Source organism: Halomonas sp. Mc5H-6 (assembly GCF_024124705.1).
Taxonomy (GTDB): Bacteria; Pseudomonadota; Gammaproteobacteria; order Pseudomonadales; family Halomonadaceae; genus Vreelandella; species Vreelandella subterranea.
The window spans coordinates 94,066-108,212 of sequence record NZ_JAMXSI010000012.1 but is presented as its reverse complement, the minus strand read 5'-3'; the positions used below and the strand labels follow the sequence as shown (position 1 = coordinate 108,212).

Sequence of the window (14,147 nt, the reverse complement as noted above, 5' to 3'; positions counted from 1 at the left end):
GCGCCGGGGTGGTCTTGTCGCAGCCCACCAGCAGCACCACGCCATCCATGGGGTTGCCGCGAATGGCTTCTTCCACGTCCATGCTGGCCAGGTTGCGGGTGAACATGGCCGTGGGGCGCAGGTTGGACTCGCCGTTGGAGAACACCGGAAACTCCACCGGGTAGCCGCCCGCTTCCAGGATGCCCTGCTTGACGTGGTCCGCCAGCTTGCGGAAGTGGGCGTTGCAGGGCGTCAGCTCCGACCAGGTGTTGCAGATCCCGATAATCGGCTTGCCCTGGAACTCATGGTCAGGAATGCCCTGATTCTTCATCCAGCTGCGGTACATGAAGCCATTTTTATCGGCGGTGCCGAACCACTCTGCGCTACGCAGCGGACGTTGACGTTTGACCATGAGGTTAACTCCTTGTTTTGAATCAGTGACGGCTGAAGACCTGAGAGCGCCTGCGCCGAATGTGCAAAACCCTAAACTACCCACCCATACTGGTCGACCATACAAAAGTATATGTTGAACAATTGCATTTAATGTTCAACATTACCCTCGCACGAACTATCAAATAGTCGCTTCACAACAACAAAGGTGAGGAATTCGAGACATGCTCAAAACGAAATACAGCTCGCTACTGACCGGCTCAGTGCTCCTGTTGGGTCTCTCCACGGCTCAAGCAGCCGAGTACGAATGGAAATTTCAGGCATCAGAAACCTCGGGCGAGCCCAGCTTCAAGATCAAACAGGAGTGGGCCGACAAGATCACGACAATGACCGACGGCCGGGTTGAGATCGAGGTCATGCCGATCAACTCCGTGGTGGGGCCGACCGAGACGCTGACCGCGGTTAGTTCGGGTATCCTTCAGGGCCATATGACCGACCCCAGCTACTTCTCCGGCCAGGATCCCGCTTTCGGCATGCTCGGCAACCTTGTCGGCGCCTGGCAGAACCCCTATGACTTCCTGGAATACATGAAGTATGGCGGCGGTGAAGAGCTCTACAACGAACTGGTCGAGCCCTATGGTACCCACCTGATAGCCGCCGCCACCTTCCCGTTAGAGTCGGTGCCTTCCACGGTTCCCATTGAGTCGATCGAGGATTTTGAGGGCCTCAAGATCCGTGCACCGCAAGGCATGGTGTACAACATCTTTGAGCGCATCGGTGCCACGCCGGTCAACCTGCCGGGTTCTGAGGTGTATACCGGGCTGGAGAAAGGCGTGATCGACGCCGCAGACTCCACGGTGCTCTCGAATAACGATGCCATGGGCCTGCACGCCTTCGCCCCTTACCCGCTGTATCCAGGCTTCCACTCCATGCCGATGATCGCCGTGTCGATCAATAAGGATATCTGGGATGGCCTCCCCGAAGAGTTGCAGACGACGTTACAAACGGCCTTTGACGGCATGGCCTATGACCTGATTGCCCGCCTCAAGGAGCAGGATATCGAGACACTGCAACGGCTTCAGGAAGACCCTGAGGTTCACCCCTTTAACTTGCCGGAAGAGGAACGCCAGAAGTTCCGTACCGCGGCAGAGCAGGAGTGGCAAGAGTGGGCTGGCGAGAATGAAATGACCCAAAAGATCTATGACTCAGCCACCGCCTTTTTGCGCTCGCGCAATCTGCTTTAACTCAGCGTCATTTAACTAACCATCGCATCGCTCGGGGAAGTCATCGACCCGAGCGATGTGCGTAGAGTCGCGCCATGTCTCAAAAAACTCCTGACAATCAATACCGCTCTCCTCCCACTCACGATCTTCCCGAGATCCTCGAAACAGAGGAGGTACCCCCCGAGCGTAACGCGCTTGACCGTCTGATCGTACGTGGTGGCCGGGCGATTTCCTGGCTGGTGCTGGTGGCGATGGGCATTAGCGTCGTGGAAGTTTTCATGCGTTACGGTTTTAACAATCCCACCTCCTGGGTACACGAAACCGTGGTATTCCTGATCGCCGTTATTTTCGTGCTGGGCGGCCCAGCAGCCATGGCGCGCAATAGCCATATTCGCGTCAAGGTGCTCTACGACAGCGCAGGGCCAACATTGAAGTGCTGGATGGATCGCTTTAATGACCTGCTGACGCTGATTTTTTGCATGTCGATGAGCTATGCCGCTTTTTATATGTTCTGGGGTGCAACGCATAACCCGCTCGGCGAATGGTCGCTGGAACGCTCCGGCACCTCCTGGAATCCGCCCTTTCCTGCCATGGTCAAGGGCATGATTTTCTTTGCTCTGACACTGATGACACTGCAGGCCTTGCTGCATCTATGGCAATCGATTAAGGCGAAGCCCCGTACCGGCACCGAGGAGACGCGCTGATGGATATTTCAACCGCAACGATCCTCATGGTGGGGGCTATTTTCGCGCTGTTGGTTACCGGTCTTCCATTGGCGTTTATCACCGGCTTGGTGGCCATGGCCTTTACCTTTGGCTGGTTTGGCGAGGCGGCGCTGCCGCTGGTCACCAGCCGTGTTTATGGGTTTATCACCGAGTATTCGCTGGTGGCAGTGCCCATGTTCGTGTTGATGGCATCACTCTTGGATCGGTCCGGCATCGCCAAGGATCTGTTTAACGCCATGCGCGTTTTTGCCGGCCGTCTCCCGGGTGGCGTCGCGGTGCAGACCATCGTGGTGGCCTTCTTCCTGGCCGCCCTTTCGGGCATTATCGGCGGGGAGATCGTCCTACTAGGGATTCTGGCGCTGCCGCAGATGCTGCGCCTGGGCTATGACAAGCGCCTCTCCATTGGCGTGGTGTGTGCCGGGGGCGCCCTGGGCACCATGATGCCACCGTCCATCGTGCTGATTATCTATGGCCTGATCGCCAGTGTATCGATTGCCGACCTGTTCGCCGCGGCCGTTACGCCCGCCATTATCCTGATGGGCTCCTATATCGCCTACGTGCTGGTGCGCTGCCTGAAGAATCCCGCGCTGGGCCCGCCGCTGGATAAAGACACCCAGGACAATCCTTTCGCCAGTAAGCTTGACGCGGTCAAAGCCATTCTGCTGCCAGGGCTAATTGCCTTTCTCGTGCTGGGCACTATCTACGGCGGTATCGCCTCGGTCACCGAGGCGGCGGCCATGGGCGTTTTCGGCGTACTGCTCGCCACCATTGTGCGCGGCGAGTTCACCCCCAGCATGCTGCATCATAGCCTCGGCCAGACCATGAACACCTGCGGCATGATCATCTGGATCGGCATCGGTGCCGCCGCCCTGGTAGGCGTCTACAACCTGATGGGGGGCAACCGCTTTGTGTCGAGCTTGATTCTCGGGCTCGACGTCGCGCCGATTGTGATCATCCTGGTGATGATGGCGATCATGCTGGTACTCGGGCTATTTCTCGACTGGATCGGGATCGCCATGCTGGCCCTGCCGATCTTTCTGCCCATCGTCACTCAACTGGGTTTCGACCCGATCTGGTTCGGTATTCTGTTCGCCGTCAATATGCAGGTGTCGTTCCTGTCACCGCCCTTCGGGCCCGCCGCCTTCTACCTTAAAAGCGTGGCACCGCCGGATATCAGCCTGAAGGATATCTATCTTTCCGTACTGCCCTTTATGGCCATTCAGCTGTGCATACTCGCGGCGCTATTGATGTGGCCGCAACTGGCCATTTGGCCACTATGATAACCGCCCCCTGCATGAGGAGAACGCCATGCGATTGATTCAATGTGACCACCAGGGCCAGGTTCGCGCCGCCCTGGTCGAGAGCGACGAGCAGGTCAGACTGCTCGACGGCGACACCTACACCCTGGCCAACCGGGCGATTAGCGCCGGTAAGCCGCTCAGCGAGATAGTGACAGAAGCGCTGACCGACACCCGCCTTGATTACCAGGCGCTGGTCGACGATAAGCGCCTGCTGCCACCGCTGACGCATACCGACCCGGCGCACTGCCTGGTGACCGGCACTGGCCTCACCCACCTGGGCAGTGCCGATACCCGCTCGGCGATGCACGCCAAAGCGCAAGCGGCTGAAGAGGATATGACCGATTCAATGCGCATGTTCAAGCTGGGCGTGGAAGGCGGCAAACCCGATGCAGGCCAGCTTGGTGCCCAGCCGGAGTGGTTCTACAAGGGCGATGGCCAGTGCGTGGTGGCGCCGGAAGCCGAGATCCCCTCCCCGGCCTTCGCCGAGGATGCGGGGGAGGAGCCTGAGCTGGCGGGCCTTTACGTGATTGGCAACGATGGCCAACCCTGGCGCGTCGGCTATGCTTTGGGTAACGAGTTTTCTGATCACGTCACGGAGCGCTTCAACTACCTGTGGCTGGCCCACTCCAAGCTACGCGCCTGCAGCTTTGGGCCCGAGCTGTTGATTGGCGAGCTGCCCGCGCACCTGGAGGGCACCAGCCGTATCCAGCGCAGTGGCGAAACCGTGTGGGAGAAACCCTTTTTAACCGGCGAGGCCAATATGGCCCACAGCTTGGCCAACCTGGAGTATCACCACTTTAAATACCCGGGTTTCCGCCGCCCCGGCGATGTGCATGTGCATTTTTTCGGCACCGCAACGCTAAGCTTCGCCGACGGCATCAAGGTGCGCGAAGGCGATCGCTTCGAGATCAATATCCATGAATTTGGCCGCGCCCTGCGCAACCCGCTTCGGGTTGAAGCAGACGCACCGGCCATCAGCGTGAAACCGCTTTAACAACTGAATTTTCACACCAGCAGGAGGCTGTATGACTCTGGAAGGCAAACTACTTATTGGCCAGCAGGCCATCAGCGGTAAACAGGCGGACATTCAAGCCGTCAATCCCGCCACTGGCGAGACACTAGACCCTGTCTACCCCGGCGGCGGCAAAGCGGAAGTGGAGCAGGCGTGTGAACTTGCCGAAGCGGCGTACGCCACTTACCGCGAAACCTCGCTTGAAGACCGCGCCGTGTTCCTGGAGACCATCGCCAGCGAGATCGAGGCAATCGGCGAAGAACTGACCGAGCGTGGCGTCGCCGAAACCGGACTCCCCGAAGCGCGCCTGCAGGGCGAACGTGGCCGCACCTGCGGCCAGCTACGCTTGTTCGCCAACGTGGTACGGGCTGGCGAGTGGCTCGATGTGCGCATTGACCCCGCGCTACCCGACCGCGAACCGATGCCGCGTGTCGACCTGCGCCAGCGGCATATTGGCCTGGGCCCGGTGGCCGTGTTTGGCGCCAGCAACTTCCCGCTGGCTTTCAGCGTGGCCGGTGGCGACACTGCCTCGGCATTGGCCGCTGGCTGCCCGATAGTGGTCAAGGGCCACTCCGCCCACCCCGGCACCTCGGAGTTGGTCGGCCGCGCCATTCAGCGCGCCGTCGCCAAGTGCAACCTGCCTGAAGGCGTCTTCTCGCTGCTGTTTGGTTCCGGAAAGGAGATCGGTCAGGCGCTGGTCGCCGACCCGCGCATTCAGGCGGTGGGCTTCACCGGCTCACGCAGTGGCGGTACGGCATTAATGGCCACCGCCCAGGCGCGGCCGCAGCCGATCCCGGTCTACGCCGAGATGAGCTCCATCAACCCGGTGTTCCTGCTGCCGGAAGCGCTCAAGGCACGCGCCAAAGCCATCGCCGAAGGCTTCGTCGGTTCCCTCAACATGGGCGCCGGTCAGTTCTGCACCAACCCTGGCCTGGTGATCGGAGTGAAGGGTGCCGATCTTGATGCCTTCATCGACACCGCTGGTGAAGGCGTCAAAGGTAGTGCCGCCCAGACCATGCTCACACCGGGCGTTCATGGTGCCTACAACGATGGCATCGGTGCCCTGGCTAATCATCCCAACGTTCGCAACGTCGCCCGTGGTCAGGCTGGCGAAGGCCCGAATGCTTGCCAAAGCGGGCTATTTGTCGCTAGTGCGACCGACTTCCTGGCGGATGAGGCTCTGCAAGCCGAAGTATTCGGTGCCAGCTCACTGGTCATTGAATGCGCCGACATCGACGAAATGCAGCGGGTCGCTTCCCAGGTCGAAGGACAGCTCACCATTACGCTACACATGGATGACGGCGACCTGGCGACCGCCAAGCAACTGCTGCCCACCCTGGAACGCAAGGCGGGCCGGATTCTGGCCAACGGCTGGCCAACCGGGGTGGAAGTATGCCACGCCATGGTGCACGGCGGCCCTTATCCGGCGACGTCGGACTCCCGCACCACCTCAGTAGGCAGCGCGGCGATTTTCCGCTTCCTGCGCCCGGTGTGCTACCAGGCGTTGCCGGAAGGGTTACTGCCCGAGGCGCTCCGTGACAGCAACCCCTATGGGGTATCCCGTTTGGTCGATGGCAAGCGTGAATAAACGAGCGTCACTTGAGACGTTACTCGATAAAGGCGTCGGTGGTTTCACGATGACCGTATAGAAACGCATCGGCGACCTGGCGCAGCGGGGCAATATCCACCTCGCTGCGTTTTTTTGCGATCAACTCGCCAAACCGCGCGTAGAGACCTTGATATTCGCGCTCTTCAGCGTCGATGAGGACGTCGCCGTCAATCACTAGACGGCAGCCGCCCTGAGTAAGGCTCAGGCGGCTTCCATCACTGTCGATATGCATATCCCAGGTGGGCGGGCCGGGCTGACGAAAGTCAAAATCAGCCTCAATCGCCGCGCCTTCTGGATCGGTGAAGGAGAGCTCCGCTGCTATGGGGGTTTGCGCATTACTGGGTACCTGCAGCCGTGCTTTTTGCAGGAAAAATGGCTGCGGCAAAATAGCGGTGGCAATCGACAGCGCGTTAATACCTGGGTCAAATACGCCCATGCCACCGACCTCCCATATCCACGCTTGGCCTGGGTGCCATACCCGCACGTCTTCCTTCCATTCGATCTCTACACGCTGCACATGACGCTCACTCAACCACTGCCGGGCCTGAGCCACGCCGGGGGCAAACCGCGAATGCCAGGCGGCAAACAGGCTAACACCCTGCCGGGAAGCGGTGGCAATCAGGTCCTCCACTTCGCTTAGCGTTGCCCCTGGCGGCTTTTCCAGCAGCACGTTCTTGCCGCGCAAGAGCGCCGCCCGCGCCTGGGAGTAGCGCAGGTGGGTTGGCGTACAGATCGCGACGGCGTCGATATCCGGATGGGCATCCAGCATCGCTTCCAGGCCTTGATAGCCAAGTAAATCCGGCAATGAAGCATAAGGATCCGCCGTGGCGACAAGCTGGCAGTTCGGGGTGGCGGCTATCGCCGGCAGGTGCTGGTCGCGGACGATCTTGCCCACGCCAACCAGGCCAAGGGTGAAGTCAGACATACGCTTACCTCAATTGAAAACGCTCACGCTAGAACAGTGATCGGGGGTCAGTGTGCGGTATGGAGCAGCTCAACAGAGCGCCCTAATGAGCTGGCGCTATGTTCAAGCCCCAGCGCCTCCGCGGTCCCCGCCAACACCGCTTGGGAAGCTAAAAAAGCCTCACGGGGTCGGCGCAACCGAATGCTCTCCATGAGATGTCGATGGCGCTCCAGGCTCTCTTCAGGGTCGGAGGCACTCTCGTTGGACATGGATATCAGCATATAGATGGAGGGCCGCAGGATATGCGATAGCTGCGCCCAGACAATATTGTGGGTCGCCCTGAAAATCGCTTCGTGAAAGGCGATATCGCATTCGCTATGCAGCCGTCGCTCTTCTTCGCAAGTCGCATTGCGCAGGTTCTGCCCCAGGCCTTCGAAGGCTTCCTCGATGGCAACCAGATCCCGCGCCTTGGCACGCTTGGCGGCGGTCATCGCCACATAGGGTTCAACGTCCAGACGAAAGGCGAGGATTTCGCGCTGAATATCCGGGTTGGGCGCCGCATAGCGGGTCAACCAGTCGGTCACCTGGGCATCGAGAATATGCCACTCCGAGTATTCACGCACCTTGGAGCCATGGCCGGAGATACGCTCGATAATGCCCGCATCCACCAACTGGCGCAGGTCGCTGCGCACCGCTGAGCGATTGATCGCGAAGCGTTCGCATAAATCCAGTTCACGGGGGACAAAATCGCCAGGATGATAACGTCCTCCAAAAATCTCCTCGGCGAGATGTTCGGCGATACTGGGGCGAGCGGCGGGTTTCCTTAAAGATGAAGTCAATGCGGTAGGCCCCTGTTTCAATTCCTGTCAATCATAACGTATTTGAACGGTCGACTGTCACTGAAATGGCATCAAGCCCGGCTCGCTGTCTCAGCTCCAGCCGCCGTTCATAGAGGCCTTTAGCGCTCAACGTACCCAGTACCAGAACGCCGCCAACCATGGCCACCGGTGCTGGCTGTTCGGCCAGAATCCACCAGGCCAGCAGCGTGCCTATCACCACTTCCAGAAGTAACAGCAAACCGACTTCAGCGGACGGGAGATACAGCGGCCCGCGCTGCAGCAGCGTCACGCCGCAAGGCACAATAATCAGACAGAGCAGGATCACCACGGCTAGCTGGTTGGTGGCTGGCAGGGCCGGTTCGCTCCCCGCCAGCCAAAACAGCCCGGCAATGCTACCCACGACGATACCGTTAAACACCAGCATGGGGCTCATATCCACCCCTGGGCGCGTCCGGCATAGGGTGAAGTTGATCGCCAGAGTTGTCGCCGCCATCAAGGCGAAAGCGTTACCCAACCAGGAACCAGCGCCCGCGTCATCAAGAGCGATCATGGCGATACCCAGCATGCAAACAAAGATGGCTAACCAGGTACGTCTGGGCAGACGCTCCTTGAGGATGATCCAGGAGAGTACCGCCGCCATTAACGGTGAACTGGCCAGTATCATCAGTACGTTGCCCGCTTTCGTGTACTGGTTGCCCAACACGAAGCCGCAGGTGGTCAGGCTGAACAGCAGCGCTACGGCGATGCCCGTCCAGCCACAGCGACGGTAGGCCGCCAGGGTGCCTCGCCCGTAGCGCAGCAGGGCGATCAGTAGAAAACCCAACCCTGAAAGAAAGCCACGCCACATCAAAATTTCTGCATCGGGCAGGTCGGCCACTTTGATCAGCAGGGCGTCAGGCGCCATAATGATCGCGCCACCCGCGGTCAACAGCAGGCCCTGCTGACGATGCGACAAGGTACTCAAATGACTCATTCTGGTGCTTGCCCTTTTAGTGCTAACGGCCTTTAGTGACCGCCCCTCTAATGATTGTCCCTGGGCGGATGCTGGCGGGCCACATCGCGATACTTGCTTGCTGTCTCCAGCGTCATACCACGATCCAGCGGCTCCACCATGCTGCGCTGGATCTCTTGCCAGGGCGTCTGGTGACCGGGGTAGCGATAGCCCCCCTGCTGGGCCAAGCGCTCGCGGCGCGCTTCCAGTTCACCGGCATCAATCAACAGCTTCACTTCGCCGCGCTTAAGATCGACCCGCAGCCGGTCGCCGCTTTCCAGCAGCGCCAAGCCGCCGCCGGTAGCCGCTTCCGGTGAGGCATTGAGAATCGATGGCGAACCGGAAGTGCCCGACTGGCGACCATCGCCGAGGCATGGCAGGGACTCGATACCTTGTTTGATCAGCGCTTCCGGCGGCTGCATATTGACCACTTCGGCACCACCGGGGTGGCCGACAGGACCTGCGCCACGCATCACCAGGATGGTGCGCGCGTCGATGTCGAGCGCCGGATCATCAATACGCGCGTGATAATCCTCGGAGCCATCGAATACCACCACCTTGCCTTCAAAGGCATCGGGGTCGTTGGGGTCATTCAGGAAGCGTTCGCGGAAATCACGGGAGATCACGCTGGTCTTCATCAACGCCGAGTCGAATAGATTGCCCTTGAGATTGAGGAAGCCCGCGTGCTCGACAAGCGGGTCGGCATAGCGACAAATCACATCGGCGTCACGGGTTTCGCGGCCTTCCAGATTATCGCCAATGGAGCGGCCATTGACCGTCAGCGCATCGCCGTGCAGCTTACCGGCGGTATGTAGCTCATGGAGGATCGCCGGAACGCCCCCGGCACGGTGGAACTCTTCGCACAGGAAGGCACCCGCCGGCATGACGTTGGCCAGCAGTGGAATCTCATGGCCCAGCCGCTGCCAATCATCGTTATCCAGTTCAATGCCCGCATGACGGGCAATGGCATTAATGTGTACCGGCGCGTTTGAAGAACCGCCCAACGCCGAACACGCCACGATGGCGTTCTCAAACGCTTCCCGGGTCAGGATATCCAGTGGCCTGACATCTTCCCAGACCATATCGACGATTCGCGTGCCGGTATCGTAGGACACCATGGCACGCTCCTTGTAAGGCGCAGGAATGACCGCAGAGCCTGGCAGGCTCATGCCCAGCACCTCAGCCATGGAGTTCATGGTGGAGGCGGTGCCCATGGTATTGCAGTGACCAATTGAAGGCGCCGAGTCGCTGGCCCGGGAAAGAAACTCGGCGTAGTCGATATCCCCCGCCGCCAGACGCTTGCGAAGCTCCCAGATAATCGTGCCCGAACCGACCCGCTCGGCACCGCGCCAGCCATTCAACATCGGCCCACCGGACAGCACAATGGCCGGGATATTCACCGTTGCCGCCGCCATCAATGCCGCTGGCGTGGTTTTATCACAGCCAGTGGTCAATACCACGCCGTCCAACGGGTAGCCATGCAACACCTCCACGATGCCTAAGTAGGCGAGATTACGATCCAGCGCAGCGGTGGGGCGCCGGACATTTTCGTGGATAGGATGCATGGGGAATTCGAACGGCACCCCCCCGGCCGCGCGAATACCGTCTTTGACCCGCTTGACCAGCTCAATATGATGACGGTTGCATGGGGTCAAATCGGACCCCGACTGACAAATACCAATAATCGGCTTACCGCTGGTCAGCTCATCCAGCGTAATGCCGTAATTGAGGTAGCGCTCGATACATAGCGCCGTGGTGCCGGGATGATCAGGGTTGTCGAACCAATAGCGTGACCGTAACTGCTCAGGGGTTATGCGTTGAAAATTGGCCATGGTGTCGCTCCACGCCTAGAGTGAATATAGAAGTTAGTAAGCAAGGTACGCTTTCTTCACTTCCAGGTCGACACATACAAAAGTATATGTTGAACATACAGTAGAAACGTTAGACATTAGCCTAGGGATTGCGGTGCTTACCTATCAGAGGCCACGCCGCTGACATACAACTACAACAGACACCACGCTGCAGTTCGCTCGCAAAATACCCTCAGTGAAGTGTTCTGCGGCACGCAAGGAGAGTAACAATGCATTATCTTTGGAAACGCACCCTGTTAATGACCGGTGCCACGCTGCTCAGTTCAGGCATGGCTTACGCGCAAACGCCTGATCTTTCCGACCCGCCCGAGATTGATGGCGAGAAGGTGGGTGACCATGGCAGCGTTACCTTACGCATGGGGCTTGGCTTGGCCGAAAGCTCGCCCCAGTACATCTCCAGCGAGTACTTCGCCGATATTCTTGACCAGCGTAGCGACGGTCGCATTACGGTTAACGTCTTCCCCAACAGCCAGCTCGGTGACGACGTGCAGATGATGGAAATGCTGCAAACCGGCACGCTGGATATGACCTATCCTTCCTCGTCTCCCGCAACGAGCTACGTCGAGGAACTGGCGGTATTTGACCTGCCCTTCTTGCTGCCCACCCGAGAAGCAGCTGTTGCGGCGATGCGCAGCGAAGCCGCCCAGGAGATGCTCGATGCCTTTGACGGTACTGGCATCAAAGCCCTCGCGTTCTCTGAAAATGGTTTCCGTCAGCTATCCAATAGCGCCCGGGAAGTCTCCTCGCCAGAGGATGTCGCAGGCCTGGACGTTCGCGGCTTGGCAATTCGCACCATGGAAAACCCGGTACATCTGGATATCTGGGAAGCGCTGGGCGCCAACCCCACGCCCATGGCCTTTGGGGAACTGTTCTCGGCCATGGAACAGGGCGTTGTTGACGGCCAGGAAAACCCCTGGAGCACTATCCTGACTTCCAATTTCTACGAGGTTCAGGAATTCGGTTCGGAAACCCGCCACGTCTACACGCCTTTTATCAAGATGATTTCCGAACGCACTTGGGACGATTTAGATCCTGAGTACCAAGCGCTTATTCAAGAAGCCGCGCTGAAAGCAGCCGATTACGAAATCCAGCTTTCCGCCGAGTACGACGACTGGTCGCGTAATCAGCTTGAAGAACGCGGTATGAAGATCACCCGCCTTGATGACGAGCAAATTGCCGCCTTCCAGGAAGCGGTACAGCCCGTTTATGAAGAGTGGGCACCCCGCATCGGCGAAGACCTGGTAGAGGAATTCCAGCAGATCGCCGAATCGTCCATGACGGAATAAGCGTCGCGTTACTTTCGCTCTGTTAGCCAAGACAAGGGGCACTGGCCCCTTGTCTTGTCGTTATTCGCCTCTGCGGAGAGCTTATGGATTTCCCCGATACGCAAATTCCAGATACGGCGGCCTTTCTCGACGACCCACAGCGCCTTCCGTTGGAAATCGACCCCGAGCAGCGCCAGGGGCCCGCGTTGTTTCGCTGGCTGACGCTGGCCATGGAACACGTGATTGCAGCATTGCTGTTAGCGTTAATCATCTCGGTATCGGTCAATGTGGTGGGTCGCGCCGTGTTCAACAATTCCGTGCCCTGGGCCGATGAGCTGGCCCGCATGCTATTCATCTGGCTGATTTTCCTCGGCGCGGCGGCGGCCTTTGCGCGCTTTGAGCACATCGCCGTGGATATCCTGGTTCGTCGGCTACAGCCGCGCGCCGCCCATATGCTGTATCTGCTCCAGCACGTCATTATCATTGTCTTGATGGGTGTCATCATCTGGGGTGGCTTTCTGGTGATGTCGCGCGCATCCGGTCAAACGGCCATCCTGAATGTGCCCTGGAATCTCGTTAACGTCTCATTCGTGCTTTGCGCATGCTTTATTGGTGCAGTGTCTATCTGGCGCGCCTGGAAGAGCATCCAACAAATACGTTCCCCCAACGCAACGCCGAACGCCGGTGGAGGCTGCTAAACCATGCTATGGATTTTTCTCGGCATCCTGTTTGTTTCGTTAGCTTTGGGCCTGCCGATTGCATTTGGCTTGGGCATCGCCGCCGTGGTGATGGCGGTGCTCTCTGATATACCGCTCTCGATCCTGATCGAGCAGTCGATTCGTGGCGTAAACAGCTTTCCCCTGCTCGCCATTCCGTTCTTTATCATGGTCGGTGAAGTCATGAGCAACGGCGGCATCGCCCGTCGCCTCATGGAGTTGGCCGGTGCCCTGGTGGGTTTCGTGCGCGGCGGCCTGGGCCAGGTGGCGATTACCGGCTCGATGTTCTTCGGTGGAATTAGTGGCTCGGCCGTCGCCGATACCGCCGCCACCGGGGCGATGATGATCCCCTCGATGACCAAACAAGGGTACACAGCGCCACAGGCCACCGCCATCAACACCGTCTCGTCGGTCATCGGCATCATTATTCCACCCTCTATTCCGCTGATTCTGTTTGGCATTGTCACCGAGACGTCGATCAGCCGCCTGTTCATCGCGGGCATTGTGCCGGGGATACTGATCGGTTTCGGGCTCATGACGACCACCTTCATCATGGCCACCATCGGCCACGCAGGGCAGACCCGTAAATTCCGTTTTGATGTGTTATGGCAAGCCTTCAAAGCCGCATGGCTGGCGTTGGTACTGCCAGTGCTCGTCATCGGCGGCATCATCGGCGGTATCTTCACCGCCACCGAGGCGGCCGTTGCTGCCCTGCTTTACTCGCTGTTCATATCGCTGGTGGTCTACCGCGAATTCAAGATTACAGCGCTCTGGGGCATGCTGATCCGTACTGCCCGCTTGACCGGTATGGTCCTGCTATTGCTGGCCTTCGCCACCGTCATTGCCTGGTTTTTAACCATCAATATGGTGCCACAAACGCTGGTCACCCAGGTCCAGGCGATCACCCAGGACCCCTTCCTGCTGTTGTTGATCGTTGCCGGGTTGCTGCTGCTGGTGGGGTTTGTCATGGACCTGACCCCCGCGATGGTCATCATGGCGCCGATGCTCACCCCCATTGTCGAGTCCGTTGGCATCGACCCGGTGTACTTCGGCGTACTGATGGCATTTATCCTCGGCATCGGCCTTTTGACACCCCCGGTAGGCACCTGCCTTTACGTCGGGTGCGGTGTTGGCAAGGTCTCCATGGAGCAACTCGTCAAGGCCATGCTGCCCTACTACGCCACCCTGCTGGTGGTGCTGGTCATCCTGATTGCTTTCCCCGGCATTGTAACCTGGCTGCCTGACCTCACCGCCGTGCGCGGTAACTGACTAGTGGACGCTTACAAGCCGATCACACGACGCCAACAACTTTCGATAGTTAA

13 protein-coding genes are annotated in these 14,147 nt (G+C 59.1%); 8 read left to right on the top strand and 5 right to left on the bottom strand.

The window, feature by feature from the left end; genetic code table 11:
* Positions 1-391 (bottom strand): dihydroxy-acid dehydratase (locus NH395_RS15290; protein WP_253026084.1); only part of this gene is annotated, 391 nt, incomplete at its 3' end.
* Between the two features lie 202 nt (positions 392-593).
* Between NH395_RS15290 and NH395_RS15285 the strand changes: the two genes are divergently transcribed.
* From NH395_RS15285 to NH395_RS15265, 5 genes are all read left to right on the top strand, one after another.
* The gene (locus NH395_RS15285) at positions 594-1,613 is read left to right on the top strand and encodes a TRAP transporter substrate-binding protein (protein ID WP_253026083.1); all 1,020 of its coding nucleotides are present in this window, start codon (positions 594-596) and stop codon (positions 1,611-1,613) included.
* 74 nt (positions 1,614-1,687) lie between these two features.
* Positions 1,688-2,296 (top strand): TRAP transporter small permease subunit, encoded by a 609-nt coding sequence (locus NH395_RS15280; RefSeq protein ID WP_253026082.1) that lies wholly within the window; start codon positions 1,688-1,690, stop codon positions 2,294-2,296.
* Complete coding sequence (locus NH395_RS15275) at positions 2,296-3,597, top strand: TRAP transporter large permease subunit (protein ID WP_253026081.1); 1,302 nt, start codon at positions 2,296-2,298, stop codon at positions 3,595-3,597. The genes NH395_RS15280 and NH395_RS15275 overlap by 1 nt, the downstream gene beginning before the upstream one ends.
* Positions 3,598-3,625: 28 nt before the next feature.
* Positions 3,626-4,612 carry an AraD1 family protein gene (gene araD1 / locus NH395_RS15270; RefSeq protein WP_253026080.1) on the top strand — a complete coding sequence of 329 codons (987 nt, stop codon included), beginning with the start codon at positions 3,626-3,628 and terminating at the stop codon, positions 4,610-4,612.
* A 31-nt stretch (positions 4,613-4,643) separates the two neighbouring features.
* Positions 4,644-6,218 (top strand): aldehyde dehydrogenase (NADP(+)), encoded by a 1,575-nt coding sequence (locus tag NH395_RS15265; protein ID WP_253026079.1) that lies wholly within the window; start codon positions 4,644-4,646, stop codon positions 6,216-6,218.
* Between the two features lie 19 nt (positions 6,219-6,237).
* On the opposite strand, the gene NH395_RS15260 is transcribed toward NH395_RS15265, so the two are convergent.
* The 4 genes from NH395_RS15260 to NH395_RS15245 are packed head-to-tail and all read right to left on the bottom strand — an operon-like array spanning position 6,238 to position 10,805.
* Positions 6,238-7,164 carry a Gfo/Idh/MocA family oxidoreductase gene (locus tag NH395_RS15260; protein ID WP_253026078.1) on the bottom strand — a complete coding sequence of 309 codons (927 nt, stop codon included), beginning with the start codon at positions 7,162-7,164 and terminating at the stop codon, positions 6,238-6,240.
* A 47-nt stretch (positions 7,165-7,211) separates the two neighbouring features.
* Positions 7,212-7,982 carry an FCD domain-containing protein gene (locus NH395_RS15255; RefSeq protein ID WP_253026077.1) on the bottom strand — a complete coding sequence of 257 codons (771 nt, stop codon included), beginning with the start codon at positions 7,980-7,982 and terminating at the stop codon, positions 7,212-7,214.
* 31 nt (positions 7,983-8,013) lie between these two features.
* Positions 8,014-8,955, bottom strand: a complete 942-nt coding sequence (locus NH395_RS15250) for a DMT family transporter (protein ID WP_253026076.1) — start codon at positions 8,953-8,955, stop codon at positions 8,014-8,016.
* A gap of 47 nt (positions 8,956-9,002) precedes the next feature.
* Entirely contained in the window at positions 9,003-10,805 is a 1,803-nt protein-coding gene (locus NH395_RS15245) for an IlvD/Edd family dehydratase (protein WP_253026075.1), read from the bottom strand.
* Between the two features lie 248 nt (positions 10,806-11,053).
* Here NH395_RS15245 and NH395_RS15240 point away from each other — a divergent pair, with 248 nt between their 5' ends.
* The 3 genes from NH395_RS15240 (at position 11,054) to NH395_RS15230 (ending at position 14,094) form a co-directional block, all read left to right on the top strand.
* A complete protein-coding gene (locus NH395_RS15240; protein ID WP_253026073.1) occupies positions 11,054-12,130 on the top strand; it encodes a TRAP transporter substrate-binding protein in 1,077 nt (358 codons plus the stop codon).
* An 83-nt stretch (positions 12,131-12,213) separates the two neighbouring features.
* Positions 12,214-12,807: a TRAP transporter small permease gene (locus tag NH395_RS15235; RefSeq protein WP_253026071.1), complete on the top strand. Its 594-nt coding sequence runs from the start codon at positions 12,214-12,216 to the stop codon at positions 12,805-12,807.
* 3 nt (positions 12,808-12,810) lie between these two features.
* Complete coding sequence (locus NH395_RS15230) at positions 12,811-14,094, top strand: TRAP transporter large permease (protein WP_253026069.1); 1,284 nt, start codon at positions 12,811-12,813, stop codon at positions 14,092-14,094.
* Positions 14,095-14,147 lie beyond the last annotated feature (53 nt).